This window comes from Williamsia sp. SKLECPSW1, assembly GCF_054332755.1.
The window spans coordinates 2,953,690-2,971,100 of record NZ_JBTGLI010000001.1; the positions used below are offsets into that span (position 1 = coordinate 2,953,690).

Annotated in this window: 14 protein-coding genes; 11 read left to right on the plus strand and 3 right to left on the minus strand. The window is 70.6% G+C overall.

Going from position 1 to position 17,411, the window contains the following annotated elements; all coding sequences use genetic code 11:
- Positions 1–8: 8 nt before the first annotated feature.
- Positions 9–1,244 (plus strand): MCE family protein, encoded by a 1,236-nt coding sequence (locus tag ACXVUM_RS13845; RefSeq protein WP_458522354.1) that lies wholly within the window; start codon positions 9–11, stop codon positions 1,242–1,244.
- A gap of 4 nt (positions 1,245–1,248) precedes the next feature.
- Here the strand turns inward: ACXVUM_RS13845 and ACXVUM_RS13850 are convergent, their stop codons facing one another.
- From ACXVUM_RS13850 to ACXVUM_RS13860, 3 genes are all read right to left on the minus strand, one after another.
- Positions 1,249–4,737 carry an nSTAND1 domain-containing NTPase gene (locus tag ACXVUM_RS13850; RefSeq protein WP_458522355.1) on the minus strand — a complete coding sequence of 1,163 codons (3,489 nt, stop codon included), beginning with the start codon at positions 4,735–4,737 and terminating at the stop codon, positions 1,249–1,251.
- 243 nt (positions 4,738–4,980) lie between these two features.
- Positions 4,981–5,610 carry a TetR/AcrR family transcriptional regulator gene (locus ACXVUM_RS13855; protein ID WP_458522356.1) on the minus strand — a complete coding sequence of 210 codons (630 nt, stop codon included), beginning with the start codon at positions 5,608–5,610 and terminating at the stop codon, positions 4,981–4,983.
- Positions 5,607–6,815, minus strand: coding sequence for a CaiB/BaiF CoA transferase family protein (locus ACXVUM_RS13860; RefSeq protein ID WP_458522357.1), 1,209 nt, complete (start codon positions 6,813–6,815; stop codon positions 5,607–5,609). The genes ACXVUM_RS13855 and ACXVUM_RS13860 overlap by 4 nt, the downstream gene beginning before the upstream one ends.
- A 244-nt stretch (positions 6,816–7,059) precedes the next feature.
- On the opposite strand from ACXVUM_RS13860, the gene ACXVUM_RS13865 reads away from it, so the two are divergent.
- From ACXVUM_RS13865 to ACXVUM_RS13910, 10 genes are all read left to right on the plus strand, one after another.
- Positions 7,060–7,893, plus strand: a complete 834-nt coding sequence (locus ACXVUM_RS13865; protein WP_458522358.1) for an MlaE family ABC transporter permease — start codon at positions 7,060–7,062, stop codon at positions 7,891–7,893.
- Between the two features lie 4 nt (positions 7,894–7,897).
- On the plus strand, positions 7,898–8,764 hold the full coding sequence (locus ACXVUM_RS13870) for an ABC transporter permease (RefSeq protein WP_458522359.1): 867 nt from the start codon (positions 7,898–7,900) through the stop codon (positions 8,762–8,764).
- Complete coding sequence (locus ACXVUM_RS13875; RefSeq protein ID WP_458522360.1) at positions 8,761–9,819, plus strand: MlaD family protein; 1,059 nt, start codon at positions 8,761–8,763, stop codon at positions 9,817–9,819. Before ACXVUM_RS13870 ends, ACXVUM_RS13875 begins: the two co-directional genes overlap by 4 nt.
- Entirely contained in the window at positions 9,816–10,820 is a 1,005-nt protein-coding gene (locus tag ACXVUM_RS13880; RefSeq protein WP_458522361.1) for an MlaD family protein, read from the plus strand. Before ACXVUM_RS13875 ends, ACXVUM_RS13880 begins: the two co-directional genes overlap by 4 nt.
- Complete coding sequence (locus tag ACXVUM_RS13885) at positions 10,817–11,839, plus strand: MlaD family protein (protein WP_458522362.1); 1,023 nt, start codon at positions 10,817–10,819, stop codon at positions 11,837–11,839. Before ACXVUM_RS13880 ends, ACXVUM_RS13885 begins: the two co-directional genes overlap by 4 nt.
- A gap of 1 nt (position 11,840) precedes the next feature.
- Positions 11,841–13,004 (plus strand): MlaD family protein, encoded by a 1,164-nt coding sequence (locus ACXVUM_RS13890; RefSeq protein ID WP_458522363.1) that lies wholly within the window; start codon positions 11,841–11,843, stop codon positions 13,002–13,004.
- Positions 13,001–14,053: an MlaD family protein gene (locus tag ACXVUM_RS13895; protein ID WP_458522364.1), complete on the plus strand. Its 1,053-nt coding sequence runs from the start codon at positions 13,001–13,003 to the stop codon at positions 14,051–14,053. Before ACXVUM_RS13890 ends, ACXVUM_RS13895 begins: the two co-directional genes overlap by 4 nt.
- 13 nt (positions 14,054–14,066) lie before the next feature.
- The gene (locus tag ACXVUM_RS13900) at positions 14,067–15,014 is read left to right on the plus strand and encodes an MlaD family protein (RefSeq protein ID WP_458522365.1); all 948 of its coding nucleotides are present in this window, start codon (positions 14,067–14,069) and stop codon (positions 15,012–15,014) included.
- Positions 15,015–15,061: 47 nt separating this feature from the next.
- A complete protein-coding gene (locus tag ACXVUM_RS13905; protein WP_458522366.1) occupies positions 15,062–15,817 on the plus strand; it encodes a hypothetical protein in 756 nt (251 codons plus the stop codon).
- 310 nt (positions 15,818–16,127) lie between these two features.
- Complete coding sequence (locus ACXVUM_RS13910) at positions 16,128–17,405, plus strand: HNH endonuclease (RefSeq protein WP_458522367.1); 1,278 nt, start codon at positions 16,128–16,130, stop codon at positions 17,403–17,405.
- Positions 17,406–17,411: the final 6 nt, after the last annotated feature.

The following is a 17,411-nucleotide window of genomic DNA, read 5'->3' on the forward strand; positions in this document are numbered from 1 at the left end:
GTGGTGCGGTGAGGCGGGTGCGCTGGCAGCTGACCGTGCTCGTCGTGGTCGGTGTGATCGCGACGGCCTATGTCGGGGCGACGTACGCGCGCCTCGACAAGCTGTTCGGACTCGGCACGTACACGGTGCACGCCGACTTCACCGATTCCGGCGGGATCTTCACCAACGCCGAGGTCACCTACCTCGGGTCGCCGGTCGGGCGCGTCGGTGCATTGCGTCTCCGGCCCGACGGAGTGCGCGTCGACCTCGCTCTGAACTCCGGCGGCCCGGACATCCCGGCGTCGGCGCAGGCGGTGGTGGCGAGCCGCTCGGCGATCGGTGAGCAGTACGTGGACCTGCGTCCGTCGACGGTCGGTGGGCCGTACCTGAAGGACGGTTCGGTCATCACCGACACCTCGATCCCGGTGCCGGTGCAGGACGTCGTGTCGTCTGCGGTCGATCTCAGCGAGTCGGTGCCGCTGGACGATCTGCACACGGTGGTCACCGAGCTGGGCAAGGCGTTCGACGGCAACGGGGAGAACCTGCGGTCGTTGATCGACTCGCTGGCGAATCTGTCGAAGTCGGGCAACGACAATCTGCCGCAGACGATCTCGCTGATCCGCAACTCCGACACCGTGCTGAGCACGCAGGCCGCCCAGTCCGACGAGATCCTGAACTGGTCGAGGAGTCTCACCCTGGTCACCGCGCAGCTCGCGTCGAGTGATCCGGACATCCGTCGGCTCCTGACGACGGGGCAGACCTCGGCCTCACAGCTGTCGGCGCTGCTCGAACGCAGCGGCGGCGACGTGACCATGGCACTGCGGGACCTCGCGAAGGACATCCGGACGGTCAAGGGGACGTTCCTCGCGGTCTCACCGAGCCTCGCCCTCATCTCGGCCGTCTCGAGCGGCAGCTACACCCCGTCACCCGGTGACGGGACCGCGCACTTCGGTGTGACCCTCGAGACGAACAACCCGCCCGCGTGCACCTTCGGGTACGAGAAGACACAGCAGATCATCGCCGAGGAGAAGCGCAAGAACCCGGACTTCGACGTGAACTACGACGACTTCCCCTTCAACACCGACGCCCGGTGCCTGCTCCCGCAGGGCAGCCCGACCAGTGTTCGCGGGGCGCAGAGCGCGGTGTACGCCGACCCACAGGTCCCGGAGCCCTGGGACGACACGCCCAAGAAGGACCCCGACAAGCTGGACCTGAACCCCATCGCCACCCAGCTGTCGTATCTGTTGGGCGTGACACCGCGCTGAGTGGTCAGCAGCCGACGCGTGTGCAGATCCGTTCGGCGACGGTCGATGTCCGCAGACCGATGACCCGACCGGCGATCTCGTCCCCGACGGCCACGACCGAGTCGTCGAGGGCGCCGACCCGCACATCGCCGGACCCCTGGTCCGGGTACACGTCGGCGACGCGCACCGCCGTGCCGTCGCCCGCGATGCGGTGGACGGTCCCGTCGGCGGAGCCGGTGGCGCTCGTCGCGCCGATCGAGGTGATCGAGGTGATGGCGGCGGACCCGACCGGGATCCGCGGACCGAGCGCGCCACCGCCGTCGACGTCGAATCGACTGACCCCGCCGGTGCCGTCGCCGACGAGGAGCACCGGACGCAGCGACGTCGCGTCGCCGGACCCGGGGTCGCCGCGTCCCTCCGCCTGCCCGTAGGCGAGCGAGGTCACCGCCGTCGTCGACGCGATGCGTCCCGAGATCGCGCCGACCACGGTGGAGCTCACGGTCCACCGCAGGACACCGGATCGTCCGCCGACGGCGATCTGGCCGCCGTCACCGGACCACGCGGCGGCGGTGACCGGGGTCCCGATGTCGAGGTCCGCGATGTCGACGAGTCCGCCCGGGGTCACCGACCACACGCCGAGCGACGCCCCTCCGTCGCGGGTCATCGCCAGGGCCGACGAGGTCGGTGAGAAGGAGACCGTGCCGACGGGCCCCGGACCGAGCGACACCGGTGGGCCGACGGCGATCGGTCTCGCGAACGACCGTGTGTCCCAGAGCTGTGCGCGGTGTGCGGCGTCGACGGTCATCATCCACATCCCGCTCGGCGCCACGGCCGCGCCGTCGAAGTGGTCGGGTGCGTCGACCACGCCCGCGACGACGGGCGCACGGGGATCGCGGACGTCGACGACCTGCACGGGACCGTCGGTGTGGGGGATCGCGCAGATCGCGCGAGCGGCCGAACAGGACGGCGTCGCCGCGAACCCGGACGTCGCGGGGATGATCCCCGCGGGCAGCGACCACCAGCGTGCGTCACCGGAACCTGCGCTCACCACGGAACCGTCGGTGGTGAAGCGGGCCGCGGCGAGCCCTCCCGGGGCTCGGAGCGGGTCGGTGACGGGACGCGTCGCGCCGGGACGGCCGGGGTCGACGATCTCGGTACTCCCGCCTGCGGTGACCGCCAGCACCGCGGCGGGACGTCCCGGACCGCCGCCGGGGGAGTAGGACAGCGCGTCGACCCGCCCGCGGTCACCGGCGAGATCGGTGGCGGGCCCGGAGGCCAGACCGTCGGGGCCCGTGCGGAACACACCGACGCGGCCGCTCGCGTCCGCGACGGCGGTCGAGCCGGTCGTCGCCGCCAGCGCGGTCACGGCGGAATCTCGTCGTGGCAGTGCACCCACCATTCGACCGCCGCGCGCGTCGACGACGGTCACGTCCCCGTCCACGTCGCCGACGAGGATGGTCGGGCCCGTCGCTGCGAGCGCCGTCGGTGTCGCGGGGAGCGCAAGGGTGGCGACGACGGCCGGCCGTGCGGGGTCGTCGACGGCCACGATCCGCAGACGTCCGGTGTCGGCGACCGCGACCCTGTTCTGGTCCGGCAGCGCGACGACGGCGACGGCACGCCGTTCCGCGCCGAGTTCACCGACCGCGACCGGCGTGACTCCGGAGGCGATGCGCCACAGCCGAACTCGCCCGGAGGTGTCGATGCTGACGGCGGTGGATCCGGTCACCGCGACGGTCTGCGGGCCCTCGGCGACATCCGCGTCGGCGGCCGCCGCGCTCGGGCTCGCCGGGTCGACGACACCGAGGGAACCGTCGCTCCCGACCACCACCGAGGGTGCGGCGGTCCCGGACGCCGGTGTGGCGACCGCCCGGGTGGCGCCGATGCCGAGGGGCCGGCCGAGCGCCGAGGTCTGCGTCGCGAGGACGGCCGACTCGGCGCGGGTGTCGTCGGGATGACTCGCGTAGGCGGTGCGGGCGGTGAGGGCCGACGTGGTCGGGTCCGACTGTGCGGTCGCCGCGGCTCGCGCCACGGCTGCGTCGAGGCGGGCGTCGTCGCGCGCCGCGTCGGAGCGGCTCAGCCCGACCCCGAGGACGACACTCGACACCAGGGCGCCGATCGCCACCAGGGCCGCCGCGGTCAGGAGGATCCGGCGGCGAGAACGCCGCAGCCGCAGCCGCTCTCGAGATCTCTCGAGGAACGGTGCGGAGTCCGGGCCGAGATCGTCGAACGGCTCGAGGGCCGACTCGGCCCGACGCAGGCGGTCGTCGTCGTACAGCTCGTCGGACGGCCGGTGGCCCTGTGCCCACCGTGTCGCGTCCGTCGCGGTGCGGTCCCGGATCGGGGCGGCGACGGCCCGGTCGGCGAGCCAGGCGTCGAGTCGTGGCCACGCGGTGGTGAGGCTGCGGTGGGTGAGTTCCACCCGGCCGTCGACGACGCGGATCAGGTGCGCCTCGCCGAGGCGGGCGATCACCCGTTCGAGACGCGGCCGGGCGAGGCGGCGCAGCAGGACGGTGGTGTCCCGCGCGGTCGGGCTCCCGTCGGCGGCGGCGAGCAGGACGACGCGCGCGGTGTCACGGTCGGTCGGCGTCAGTTGCGACCACGCACGGTCGGCGGCGACGGCGGTGATCTCGCCGATCGGGTCCGACGCCCGGTACGCCTCGAGTGTGAGTGGCTCGGGGGCGTCGACGATCCTGGTGTGCCACAGGTGATCCAGCATCACACCGAGCGCGATCAGCGGCGGCGTCCCGGCCCCGGCGGTCGCGAGGTCGGCGGCGATCGCCTCGCCGAGTCCGGGCTGGGTCCGTGCGCCGGCCACGCGCGCCGGCAGCTCGACCGCCTCGATCACCTCGGCGGTCGACATGGGTGCGACCACCACCGACCGCGTGTCGAGTGCGGTGACCAGCACGGGCTCGGCGAACGCCTCCGCGGACCACTCGGCGCTGAGGCCGAGGACCACCGCGAACCGGTCGTCGCCGCCGAGGGTGTCGAGCACCTGCAGGAAATGGCTGCGATCGGCGTGTCCGCACCAGCGGAACACCTCCTCGAGACCGTCGACGACCACGAGACACCCGCGGTGACGGGCGTCGGTGCCCACCGACACCGTCGGCGACGCCGCGATCACGTCGGGGGTCGCGCCGACGTCGTCGAGGTCGGTCCGTCCGACCCCGAGCGCCTCGGCGAGAGCGCCCACCGCGTCCGATCCGGGGTGCAGGACGACGGTGCTCGCGTCGACCCGGCCGTCCCGGGTGCGGAGACCGGTGGCGCGGACCTCCGGGATCAACCCGGCCCGCAGCAGCGACGTCTTGCCCGACCCGGCGGGTCCGAGGAGCACCACCGGTCCCTCGCCGGTGGTGACGCGCAGATGCAGTCGGCGCCGGAGGTCGGTTCGTCCGGCGAAGACCGCCGCGTCGGTCTCGTCGAAGGAGGTGAGCGGCCGGTACGGGCTCGTGGCCGGAGCTGTCGCGGTGTCGGGTCCGGGCGTCGCGACGTCGGTTCCCGGACCGTGGTCCGTCACGGACGGTTGCTGTGATCCCCCGGCCGCGTCGACACGCGGTCGGGCACGCGTGTCTGCGTACACGAGGCCCCCCTGGCCACCCCGCGGACCGTGCCCGCGGGTGTCTCACTCTCGATGACGCGACGCACGTCCCCACGCACGTCGCCTTCCCCGCCCGCGATTGTGCGGGAGACGGACACGCTTTGTCCACCGCGCGCCGGACGGGGCAAGGCCCTCTGACCTGGCCGAATCCGTGAGGTCAGCTCACGATCGGGCGGTGTCGTCGGCCGGGGGGACGAGTCCGCGGCGCCAGATCTCGACGAGGGTGGCGATCGCCTCCTCCTCCGACCGTCCGCTGACCGTCTCGTCGCCGCCGGTGACGAACCACGTCCAGCAGAACGACTCGAGCATCGAGACGATGGCCGAGGCGAAGAGGTGTTTGTCGAGCCCGATGTCGGTCCGGCGGCCGTCGGCCGACCGGAACACGTCGAGGACGCCCTCGATGCCCTGCGCGCGGCGCGATCGCCACCACGCGGCAAACGTGGGATCGGTCATGGACAGCTGGAAGGCGCCGATCATCTCGGGCAGGTAGTCCCGGTAGGACGACCAGTACGCGCGCACCGTCGAGTCGATGTTCTGCGCCGGGTCCGCGGTCAGGTTGGCCCGGGTGTCCTCGAGCACCCGGGTCTGGAACTCCTCCAGGAGATGTTCCAGCAGTTGACGTTTGCTCTCGTGATAGTTGTAGAACGAGCCCGGCGAACGCCCCGCCGCGGCGGCGATGTCGGAGATCTTCGTCGCGAGATAGCCCTTCTCGGCGAAGACCGTGCGCGCCGCACGGACGAAGGCCTGCTCGGTCCGGCGGCCCTTCTCGGTCGCGATCGGCGTCTCGCTCACACCACACCCGACTCTCGCAGCCGCGCCATCGTCTCGGGATCACGCAGCGCCCCGAACACCTCGTCGTTGTGATGACCGGGGACCGGCGGCGCCGACGACCGCACCGATCCGGGTGTGCCGTGCAGGACCGGCACCACACCGGGGCCCAGCACCGTGCGGCCCACGCGGTCGTCCGGGTGCTCGACGAGCATCCCGCGAGCGCGCAGCTGCGGATCGTCGACGATGTCGGCGACGGTGTTGATCGGGCCGGCGACCACGCCGGCGTCGTCGAGGCGGGCGAGCAGGTCCTCGCGGTCGAGGGTCGCGGTCCACTCGGCGATGATCGCGTCGATCTCGTCCTGGTTGGTCCCGCGCGCACCGTGGGTGGCGAACCGTTCGTCGGTGGCCAGTTCGGGGCGGTCCATCGCGCCGCACAGTCGTCGGAACACGGTGTCCTGGTTGGCCCCGATCACGACCAGCGATCCGTCGGCGGTGGGGTAGACGTTCGACGGTGCGATGCCGTCGAGTCGGGTCCCGGACGGTCCGCGGACGACACCGCCCATCGCGTAGTCGGGGATCACCGATTCCTGGATCGCGAGGCATGCCTCGGTGAGAGCGACGTCGACGACCTGCCCCTGTCCGGTCACCGTGCGACGGTAGAGCGCTGCGAGTGCGCCCTGCGCGGCGAACATCCCCGCGAGCGTGTCGCCCAACGACAACGCCAGGCGCGGCGGCGGCTGATCGGGATAGCCGTTGAGGTGGCGCAGCCCGCTGACCGCCTCGGCGACGGACGCGTACCCGGGTCGGGCGGAGGAGGGACCGGTCTGGCCGTAGCCGGACACCCGGACCAGCACGAGGCCGGGATTGCGCTCGTGGAGGACGTCCCACCCGATGCCGAGCCGTTCGAGGGTCCCGGGACGGAAGTTCTCGACGACGACGTCGGCGGTGGCGACCAGGTCGAGGAACAGTGCGCGGCCGTCGTCGGATCGCAGGTCGAGGGTCACGGCCCGCTTGTTGCGCGCGTACACGGTCCAGAGGAACCGGTGGCCGTCCACCTCGGCCTGCCCCCAGCCGCGCAGGGGGTCGGGTGAACCCGGTGCCTCGACCTTCACCACGTCGGCGCCCATGTCGCCGAGCAGGCGCGCGCCGAACGGGCCGGCGATCAGGGATCCGAGTTCGATCACCCGGATGCCGTCGAGCGCACCGGGCCGGTCGTCGTTCTGCATGGGTCCAGGGTGACCACCGGGTCGCCCCGGGCGCCAACCGGCGCGCCGGGGTCGTCTCGTCCGGTGCGGCACGCGCGGCTCGTCCCCAAGGATTCGGGAGTCCGTTTGTCGGTCGTCCCAACGTCGTCGGGCAAGCGAGACACAGGACACATCCGTCCCACTAAAGTGTGCCCGGTCACGGAGCCCGGGTGCGGTCGTCGCCCCCTGCGTCGTGAACGCCAGGTAGGACGACCCGGGGGAGTGGATGGCGAACGTCGGAACCCGCCACAGCGGTGCGCTCGCGGTGACGCGGTTCGTCGACGGCGTCATCTCGGCCATCGCCACCCTCGGCCGGTTGGTGGAGCTCACGCTCAGCGCGTTCGGGCACCTCGGCCGCGACATCGTGCGAGGACGTCTCCCCGTCCGCGAGACGCTCTCCCAGACGAGTTTCTTCGCCGGTGTCGCCGGGGTGCCCGCGGTGCTGGTCGCCATCCCATTCGGTGTGATCCTGTCGGTGCAGGTCGGTGGCCTCACCCAGCAGCTCGGGGCGTCGTCGCTCTCGGGTGCGGCGGGCGCACTCGCGATCCTGCAGCAGGGCGCTCCGATCGGTGCCGCCCTGCTCATCGGCGGAGCCGTCGGCTCCGCCATCGCCGCCGATCTCGGCGCGCGCACCGTGCGCGACGAGATCGACGCCATGCGCACCATGGGCATCGACCCCGCACGGCGGGTGGTCGCCCCGCGGATCCTCGCGGTGATGGTGGTCGCCCCGCTGATCTGTATGGAGATCGTCTTCGTCGGCGTCGCGGCCGGCTACGTCATCAACGTCTCGTTCCAGGGCGGGGCCCCCGGCAGCTACCTGGGCGGATTCGGGCAGTTCGCCGACATCACCGACCTGGTGATCGCGTTGGTCAAGGCCGTCGTGTTCGGCGTCGTCGTCGTCGCCATCGCCTGCCAGCGCGGACTCGAGGCGCGCGGTGGTCCGCGCGGTGTGGCCGACGCCGTGAACGCGGCCGTCGTCCTCGGGGTCGTCGCCTCGTTCATGCTGAACCTCGCGATCACCCAGGTGCTGTCGATGTTCATCCAGCAGAAGGTCGGGTGACGCGATGACCGGTTTCGCCACCTACGCGCGCTCGCGCCGATGGACGACGAGGACGTCGCGCGCGGCGGCGGTCCCCGTGCACGCGGTGGAGCGCGTGGGACACCAGGTGCACTTCGCCTACGACGTGCTGCGCTCGATCCCGCACGCCCTGCGCGTCTACCGGTCGCAGACCGGCGCAGTGCTCTCCGACCTCATGTGGGGGTCCTCGGGCATCATCGTCGGCGGCGGTTCCGTCGCGGTGCTCGTCGTCCTGGGGCTCTCCGTCGGCGGGTCCATCGGCATCGAGGCGTTCTCGACGCTCCGGCTGTTCGGCATCGCGCCGCTCACCGGCTTCCTGTCCGCCTACGTCAACACCCGTGAGGTCGGCCCGATCGTCGTCGCGATCGGCTTCGCCGCGCAGGCGGGGTGTCGGATGACGGCGGAGATCGGGGCCATGCGGATCTCCGAGGAGATCGACGCGCTCGAGGCGCAGGCCATCAAGCCCATCCCGTTCGTGGTCAGCACACGCGTCATCGCCGGTGTCGTGACGATCATCCCGCTCTTCCTGATCACGCTGATCCTCGGCTACCTCACGTGCGCGTTCGTCATCAACACGGTGCACGGTCAGTCGTCGGGGACGTACTACCACTACTTCAACGCGTTCCTGTCGCCCGTGGACATGGGGCTGGCGATGATCAAGGCGGTCGTGTTCATCGTCGCCGTCATCCTGATCCACTGCTATCAGGGCTTCTACGCCTCCGGCGGGCCCGAGGGCGTCGGCGTCGCGTCGGGTCGTGCGATCAAGAACAGCTTCGTGATGGTCGTCGTCCTCGACATGATCCTCACCCTCGTCTTCTGGGGGTCCGACGTGGGATTCCGGTTCTCGGGATGATGTACGAGGACGTCTCCGGGCGCGGGCCGTCGCGCCGCACGCTGCTGACCGTCGGGGTCGTGACCCTGGTGGTGCTCGTGGTCGCCGCGATCCCGCTGACCGTCTACGCGCGGGGCGGTTTCGACAGCCGCGTCCGCGTCCTCGCCGAGACCGACGCCGTCGGTGACGGGCTCGCCGCGGGCGGCGACGTGAAGTTCCGCGGCCTCATCGTGGGCCGGGTCGACTCGGTCCGCGTCGTCGACGGGTCGCGCCAGGAGATCACCCTCTCCATCGACGCCGACCAGGCGCGGGCGATCCCCGATCGCGTCGGGGCTGCCTACGCGCCGTCGAACCTGTTCGGCGTCACCGGGATCGAGCTGACCGCGAACTCCGCGGCGTCGACGGTCGGTCACCTCCACGACGGCGAACGCCTGCAGATCGGCTCCGACTCCACCAACGTGTCCGTGGCCGACCTCCTCCGACAGGTCGGTGAGATCTCCTCGACCGTCACCGGATCCGAGTTCGCCCGCGCCATCGACGTGACGTCACGCGTCGTCGACGCCGTGCAACCGTTGCTTCGATCGGGAGCCGATCTGCTCAACCTCGCCGCCGCGCGTCAACAGATGCCGCTGGCCACCTTCCTGCAGATCCTCGCCCCCTCCATCCGCGGGATCGCCGACCTGGAGGGCCCGTTCAGCACCGTGCTCATCAACCTCACCAAGACGACCGCCCCGTACACCGATCCCGCGGTGGTCCGTTCGGTGCAGGACTCGCTGTCCGGCCTCGTGCAGACCGTCGGGTCGATCGGCGGCGTCGTGGGCGACAACCAGACCTCCCTGGGGACCCTGCTGGACTTCGTGCTCACCGTCGGCACGCCGCTCGGTCGGACGCTGCGGTCGATACCACCCGCCTACGACGACACCCGCGAGCTGGTCCGTCGGCTGTCGAAGGCACTGCCGACCCGCGACGGCGCGGTGACGCTGCAGGTGGGGGCCACCCTGCAGAACATGCCGCAGCTCACCTCGGTGTTGCTGCCGGGGCTCGCCCTGCCCGCCGGATCCGGGGGCGGCCGATGAGACTGCGCGCGAGATCGATGGTGGCGCTCGCACTGTTCGTGGTGGCGATGGTCGCGGCGGGATGGGTGGTGGTCGGTGCTCTGGCACCGCCGGTCGACGGCCCCCAGCGCACGGTCACCGCGGACTTCGCCGACGCGTCCGGCCTGTCGGCCGGCAACGACGTCCGCGAGATCGGCGTCCGCGTCGGCAAGGTCGAGAAGGTCGCCCTGCACGACGACATCGCCCGGGTGACGTTCACACTCGACCGGTCGATCCCGGTGTTCGACAACACGACCGTGGCGATCCGGTACCTCAACCTCGTCGGCGAGCGGTACCTCGACGTCTCCACCGACGGACCGGCGGGTCAGCGTGTGTCGGGGGCGACGATCATCCCGCAGTCGAGGACCATCCCGTCGTTCGACATCACGGCCCTCTTCAACGGGTTGCGGCCGGTGTTCCGTGTCCTCGACCCGGGCCAGGTCAACGAGTTCGTCGAGAACGTCCTCGCCGTGGTCCAGGGCCGCGGACCCGATCTGGGGTCGATCCTCGACAAGCTCAACGAGATCACCCGGTTCGTCGCCGACCGGTCGGAGACCGTCGCGGCGTTCGTGACCGGGCTCGGCACGGTGGCCAAACAGATCCAGTACAAGTCACCGCGTCTCAACGAACTCATCAGCCGGACCGGCGACGCGCTGGGTGCCCTCGGGTCGGATCTCGACGCCACCGCGGCCTCGATGAGGAAGTCCGCCCAGGCCCTGAAGCCGCTCACGATCGTCCTCGACAGCCTCAACGGGGTCTACTTCGGCAACTACGGCGACGTCGATCGCCTGTTGCGCAAGTACATCCCGCTGACGAACACCGCCTCCGACATCCTCGCCGGGGTGCCCGGGGTGTTGGACTCGCTCGTCGCGTCGACGAACTCTGCCCGGTCGGCGTCGCTGACGTGCCGTGCGGGACAGTCGGTCCCGGGTCCGTTGACGTCGGTGCTGCTCGCCGGCGCCCCGGTGGTGATCTGCCGATGAGGGTTCTCGGGTCCCGTGCCGACGGGGCAGGACCACGATCGCAGGATCGTCGCCGTCGCCGCGAGGTGGTCTACGGCCTCGCCGGCGTCGCGGTCATCGCCGTCGTCGGACTCGTCTGCGGCCTGCTGTACGTGATGCCGATGGGGGAGAAGGAGTACACCGCGGACTTCACCTCCAGCGGCCAGATCCGTCCGGGCGACGAGGTCCGCGTGGCCGGCATCCGCGTGGGGGAGGTGCGCGACGTGTCCGTCGTGGGCGATCACGTCGAGATCCGTTTCGGGATGCGGGATTCGGTCCGCCCCGGCGACCAGACCAGCGCCGACATCCGGTTGACGACGGCCATCGGTGGGCACTACCTCGCCGTCACGCCGCAGGGGTCGGGTCCGTTGCGTGGCGACATCCCGCGCACGCGGACGTCGACCCCGTACGAGCTGACCGACGTCATCCACGACTCCGCGGACGTCGTCGACAAGGTCGACGCCGTGACGACCCGTCAGACCTTCGCCCAGGTCACGCAGGCGCTCGCCGGACGCGACGACGCGGCCCGCGAGATCATCGCGCAGGTCCAGCGGGTGACGTCGACGCTGAGCGACAACGGCGACGACCTCGACCGCGCGATCTCCATCACCGAGGAGTACCTCGGGGCGTTGAACAACGGTCGCGTGAAGCTGGTCAACCTGTTGCGTCTCGTCGGACTCATCGGATACCGCTACTACCAGTTCCGGTTCGACGCCCTCGACACCGTGCGGGGTATCGACGCGCTGTTCGCGTTCCTCGAACCGCCCGTGTCCGCCGTCCGCGGGACCATCGACCCCGAGGTCGACAAGCTCAAGGAGATCGTCCTGTCGGTGCGCGACAAGATCGGCCGGACCAACCCGATCATCGAGCAGCTCACGACGATCGCGAACCAGATCGGCGGGATCCTCGGCACCGACGGGTCGACCGTCGACGTCGACCTCTCTGCGAAGACCGTCGACGCACCGGCCCTGTGCATCCCGACCGCGGATCGGGGGTGCTGAGATGACCGAGGGGCCGACACCGCAGGACGTCTCGAAACCGCCGACCCCGTCGCGATGGCGTTCGGTGGCGACACGACTCGTCGTCGTGGCGGCGATCGTGGGGGTGATCTCCATGGTGGTCGCGGCGGTGCGGACGACCACGACCACGTCGTCGGCCGGATCGGGCTGCGCGATCATGTCCGACTCGATCGGCCTCTACCCCGGGAGCAACCTGACGCTGCTCGGTGTGACCATCGGACACGTCACGAAGGTCAGTCCCGACAACGGTTCCGTCCGTGTCGATTTCGATGTGGACTCCGGTGTCCGGTTCCCGGTGGACGTCGCCGCGGTGACGACGTCGGACTCGATCGTCACCGACCGTCGCCTGGAGATCCCGACTCCCTACGTCGGCGGGGCCACGTGGGATCTGGCCCGCTGCATACCGCTCGACCGCACCCGGACCCCGAAGAGCATCAGCGCGTCGTTCGAGGCGTTCGACAAGCTGGCCGCGCAGCTGACCGACGTGGCAGGTCGCGGACCCGCGCAGCAGCAGGCGGTCGGCAACGCCCTGGCGTCGGTCGACGATGCGCTGAAGGGCAGCGCCGAGGACTTCAACAAGGCGGTCCAGGGGCTCGCACGGGTCATCGGCGACCCCGCGCTGCGTGACAGCCAGCTGCGATCGCTCGTCGTGAACGGGCGGCAGCTGACGGACTTCTTCGTCGAGCACTGGTCGGACGTGCAGTCGGCCGTCGACAACGTCGGGAAGTTCTCCATCGCGCTCGGCGCCCTCACCCGCGAGCTCAACCCCGCGTTGGAGCGGGTCACCCGGGTCATCCCGGAGCTGACGACGGTACTGCAGCGGTACGGACCGGTCCTGCTCAAGCTGCTCGACCTCATCACGCCCCTGGTGCAGCAGCTCCCGACCGACCAGATCGTCGCGCTGCTCAAGCTGCTGCCGCCGGTGATGTCCGCACTGCGTGCCCAGGCGCAGGACACCCGGCCCGGGCTGGCGGTCGCGGTGCGTGCGCCGACCGTCCGGGTGCGCGCGCCCGTCGCCTCGTCGGCGCCGACCTGTGCGGCGCTGAACCGGGCGATGCCGGGCTCGTGTCGGGCCGTCCCGGGCGCGGCGGATCGACTCGACACGAAGCTGCTGCAACTGGTCCTCGGATCGGCGGGTGTGCGATGAGACGAACGCGCGTGCGGGTGTCCGCGCTGGTGATGGTGATGGCCGCCCTGCTCGGCGGGTGTGGGATGCAGGTGACCGACCTCCCCCTGCCGGGGACACGGGTGTCCGGCGAGAGCCGCGAGCTGCGCGTGGAGTTCTCGAACGTCCTCAACCTCCCCGCGCGGAGCAAGGTGCTGTTCAACGGCACGAAGGTGGGCGTGCTCCGCAGCGTCGGTCTCGGTGGCACGCCGGGTGCGCCGGTGGCCGTGGCGACCGTCGACATCGAGAAGTCGGTGCGGGTACCGCAGGGCACCCGGGCCGCGCTCGAGCAGTCGACCCTGCTGGGCGACATCTACATCTCCCTGACACCGCCGTCGCAGGACACCTCCGACGCGGTGCTCGGCGACGGCGCCACCATCCCGGTGTCCCGGACCAGCGTCACCCCGGCGGTGGAGCAGCTGCTGGGCGGCATCGCCTCGCTCGCCAACGGCGGGACGCTGGAGAAGCTGCAGCGCACCATCGACAAGGCCAACACCGCGTTCCCCGACAACACCGCCGAGCGGGACAGTGCGATCGCGGTCTCCCGCGCCCTAATCGCCCGGCTCGCGGAGAACGAGGGGCCGGTGGGGTCTCTGCTCGACTCCCTCGCGATCATCGCCCGCTCGGACGAGGTCCGCGCCGACGGCCTCGGACTCGCGCTCGACGTGGGACCCGAACGCATCGGCGGAGCCCTCGTCTCCTTCGCGGGGTTCACCGGGGTGTTGAACGACCTCGGCGACGAACTGCTGCCCGTGCGCGAGCTGTTCGCCACGCGCGCACAGCCGCTCGCCTCCCTCATCCGGACCGTCGACCCGCTGGTCGACCTCTCCGTCGAACTCGACTCGACCCTCCCGAGGGACCTGCAGGCGCTCGGCGATCTGGTCGACGATCAGATCCTGCCGTTCCTCGCCGCCCCGTCGGTGGACATCGTCGACATGAGGTCGCCGAACGGGTTGTCGACGCCGTCGGCCTCGCCGGAGGAGATCCGCACCATCGCCGCGACGCTGCGGATGATCGGGGCGATGCGATGACACGGGGGCAGGCATGAAGCTCGGGGTGAAGACGTCGCTCGCGCTGCTGGTGGTCGTGTCGGTGGGACTCGCCGCGTACCTCGCGGTCGGCATCCTGAAGGTGCGCCCCTTCCAGTCGACGAACACCGTCACCGTCGAGATGGCCACGTCCGGTGGTCTCCTGCCCCGGTCCCGCGTGCTGTGGAACGGCATCGAGGTCGGCTCGGTCACCTCCATCGACGTCGGTGCGCAGGGGTTGCGGGCGACCCTCTCACTGGAATCGGACTACCGGATCCCGGCGTCGTCGACGGTGACCGTCGAGAACCTGTCGTTCGTGGGCGAGCAGTACCTGAACTTCTCGTCGACGACCGGTGCCGGGCCGTACATCGCGAACGGTGCGGTGCTCGATCGGGACATCGACACCCGGGCGACGGTCGGGGAGACGCTGACGAACCTGCAGCGCCTCGTCGGCCAGATCGCCCCGGGCCGGCTCGAGAGCATCGCCCGGACGATCAACGCGGGATGGATCGGCCGCGACGACGACATCACGCGGATCGGCGAGTTCTCCCGATACCTGTCGCGCACTATCACCACGGACCGCACCGAGTTCTCCGGACTCTTCGACGCCGCACAGGATCTCGCCCGCACGGCGGAGGGCATCGGACCCACGTTGTCGGAGGGGTCGCGGCAACTGCTGCTGAACCAGCCGTCCTTCACCCAACTGTGGGGGCTGTTCCCGGGGCTCGCCCGCGCCAGCAACGGCGCGGTCGCCTGGACCCAGGTGGTCAGCCCGTTCCTGGAGAAGCTCGACGACTACCTGACACGGATCCTCCCGAAGGTCACCCCGCCGATCGGTGTTCTCCTGCCGTTGCTGTCGACCGTCGCCCCCGCGACACAGGTCGACGTGGGGTCACTCGTCGAACGGGGTCTGCGCATCGTCGACGAGAACGGTGTTGTGCGCTTCCGCGTGTCCACGAGATAGTGCGACGCGCGGTGTGAGGCCCGCGGTGTCGCGGGCGCGAGATCGACATGAGAGAAGAAGCAGTGGCGAAGGACGACGTGAACGACCGGCCCGACGATCCCGAGGAGGCGGCATCCACCGAGACGTCGGGATCGACCGAGACATCGGACTCTGCCGAGCAGTCGGGTTCTGCCGAGAAGTCGGATGCGGGATCGGGGTCGGGCACCGAGACGGACACGGCGGCCTCGTCCTCGGACACGGCGACGCCGTCGTCGGATTCCGCGGTGCCCGCCTCACGTCGTCCCCGGTTGCTCGTGGGGGCGCTCGCCGCGCTGGTGGTGATCCTCGCCGTCGTCACCGGCGTCGCCGTGTACTACGCCACCGACTACCACGACGACTACACCTCGCTGCGCGACGCGAACGCCGACGCGCAGCGCGCTGAGGACGTGGCGAGCGACTACGCCGTGAAGGCCGCGCTCATCAACTATCGCGATTTCGATCCCTGGTTCGCCGCGTTGCGCACGAATGTCGATGACGCGATGCGCCGGCAGTTCGCGAGCAGCGAGTCCGTCCTGCGCCAGTTGCTCGGTCAGCTGCAGTGGGTCTCGAAGGGCGATCTGGTCGGCAGCGACATCAAGAGCCAGAACGACGGGGTGTACGTGGTGCAGGTGTTCGTCGACGTCCAGGTCACCAACGTGCAGTCACCCGGTGGCGTGAAAACGACTGCGCTCTACCCGATCACGGTCGACAAGAACAAGAACTGGACCATCACCGACATCAGCGGCGGCGTCGCGCCGCTGGCGGGGAACGTGCCGCCCAACTGAATTGGAGCCGCACGCGTGCGGTGTGAATCGTCTGCGCCCCCGCCACTCCCGTCTGTTGGGCGGCCGGAGCCGTTGGTTGGGCGGTTGGAAGCGTCGAGTGGGCGGTTCCGGACGTTCGTTGGGCGGTGGGGTGCTCGGTGTTGTCGGGTACCGCCCAGTCGACGTCTGGAACTGCCCAGTCGACGTCGGGAAGCGCCCACTCGACGGTTCCTGCCGCCCAACAGACGGGGGTGCGGGGTCGTGAATGTGGTTGTGCACACGCTGGTTTGGGCCTCCGGGATTGTCGGACCCCTCGTGTACACATGTGCGTATGGACGACGCCGGCACCCTCGACGCGCGGGACACCCTGCGCGCGATGATCGCTGCGCTCGGTGCGCTGGGGACGGCCGGTGATGAGGCCGAGGCGATCGATCTGATCTCTCTGGCCGAGTCGGTCAAAGCTGCGTGCGCGGCGACACAGGCCGAGCAGACCCTGCGCCTGCAGGAATTGCGGTCCGCAGCCGAAGCCGAGCGCGGGGTACCGGTCGAACGACTCTGCCGCGGACTGTCCGCAGAGGTCGCATTGGCGCGGCGGGTGTCGGGCAACGCCGGTGGCCGGTATCTGGGGTTCGCCCGCGCGATGGGCGAGATGCCCAACACCTTCACGCGTCTCCGAGACGGATCCCTGTCGGAGTGGCGGGCCACCATCCTCGTCCGCGAAACCGGGTATCTCCAGGTGGAGGACCGTCGAGCGATCGACGACGCCCTGTGCGCGGATCCCAAGACGCTCGACGGTGTCGGGGACCGAGCGGTGGAGGCGCTGGCGAAGCGGATCGCCTACTCCCGTGACCCGCACGCCGTGGTCGATCGCAACGCCAGCGCCCCGAAGGATCGGCGGGTGAGCCTGCGCCCGAAACCCGATGCCATGGTGCAGCTGTCTGCGTTGTTGCCGATGACCGCGGGCATCGCCGCCTACGCCGCATTGAAGAAGCAGGCCGATCTGATCTGTCAGTCCGACGACCGCACCCACGCCCAGGTCATGGCCGACACCCTGCTCCGACGGCTCACCGGGGTGGCCGTGCCCGGGGCGATCCCCCTCGCCGTCGATGTGGTCGTACCCGCCGACGTCCTGGTCGGGGACGGGGGCGGGGACGCCGCGGCGGATGTTCCCGGCTACGGCCCGATCCCCGCCGCCACCGCACGCGATCTCATCGCCGACGCACTCGACCACGACACGACAGTCACTCTGCGCAGACTGTTCGCCGCGCCGGAGACTGGGGCGCTGGTCGCGATGGAATCCCGGGCACGCCTGTTCCCGACAGGCCTACGCCGATTCCTGACCCGCCGCGACGTGTCGTGTCGGGTCCCGTACTGCGACGCCCCGATCGCCGAGATCGACCACGCCCACCCCCATCACACCGGCGGGCCGACCACCGCCGACAACGGGCTGGGTGAGTGTCGGACTCACAACCGGCAGAAAGAGAACCCCGGCTGGCAGGTCACCACCGGCCTCGACGACCACGGCCGACACGAAGCCCTCGTCCGCACACCCACCGGACACGAACACAGATCCCGCGCGCCGGCGAGACGGACCGACGACGCCGCGTGAGCACCC

What these genes read in the sequence shown, in the direction of transcription:
- ACXVUM_RS13875 (WP_458522360.1), top strand. Translation starts at nt 8,761, where the DNA reads ATGATGTACGAGGACGTCTCCGGGCGCGGGCCGTCGCGCCGCACGCTG.
- ACXVUM_RS13870 (WP_458522359.1), top strand. Translation starts at nt 7,898, where the DNA reads ATGACCGGTTTCGCCACCTACGCGCGCTCGCGCCGATGGACGACGAGG.
- ACXVUM_RS13860 (WP_458522357.1), bottom strand. Translation starts at nt 6,815, where the DNA reads ATGCAGAACGACGACCGGCCCGGTGCGCTCGACGGCATCCGGGTGATC.
- ACXVUM_RS13890 (WP_458522363.1), top strand. Translation starts at nt 11,841, where the DNA reads ATGACCGAGGGGCCGACACCGCAGGACGTCTCGAAACCGCCGACCCCG.
- ACXVUM_RS13880 (WP_458522361.1), top strand. Translation starts at nt 9,816, where the DNA reads ATGAGACTGCGCGCGAGATCGATGGTGGCGCTCGCACTGTTCGTGGTG.
- ACXVUM_RS13895 (WP_458522364.1), top strand. Translation starts at nt 13,001, where the DNA reads ATGAGACGAACGCGCGTGCGGGTGTCCGCGCTGGTGATGGTGATGGCC.
- ACXVUM_RS13900 (WP_458522365.1), top strand. Translation starts at nt 14,067, where the DNA reads ATGAAGCTCGGGGTGAAGACGTCGCTCGCGCTGCTGGTGGTCGTGTCG.
- ACXVUM_RS13905 (WP_458522366.1), top strand. Translation starts at nt 15,062, where the DNA reads ATGAGAGAAGAAGCAGTGGCGAAGGACGACGTGAACGACCGGCCCGAC.
- ACXVUM_RS13885 (WP_458522362.1), top strand. Translation starts at nt 10,817, where the DNA reads ATGAGGGTTCTCGGGTCCCGTGCCGACGGGGCAGGACCACGATCGCAG.
- ACXVUM_RS13865 (WP_458522358.1), top strand. Translation starts at nt 7,060, where the DNA reads ATGGCGAACGTCGGAACCCGCCACAGCGGTGCGCTCGCGGTGACGCGG.
- ACXVUM_RS13910 (WP_458522367.1), top strand. Translation starts at nt 16,128, where the DNA reads ATGGACGACGCCGGCACCCTCGACGCGCGGGACACCCTGCGCGCGATG.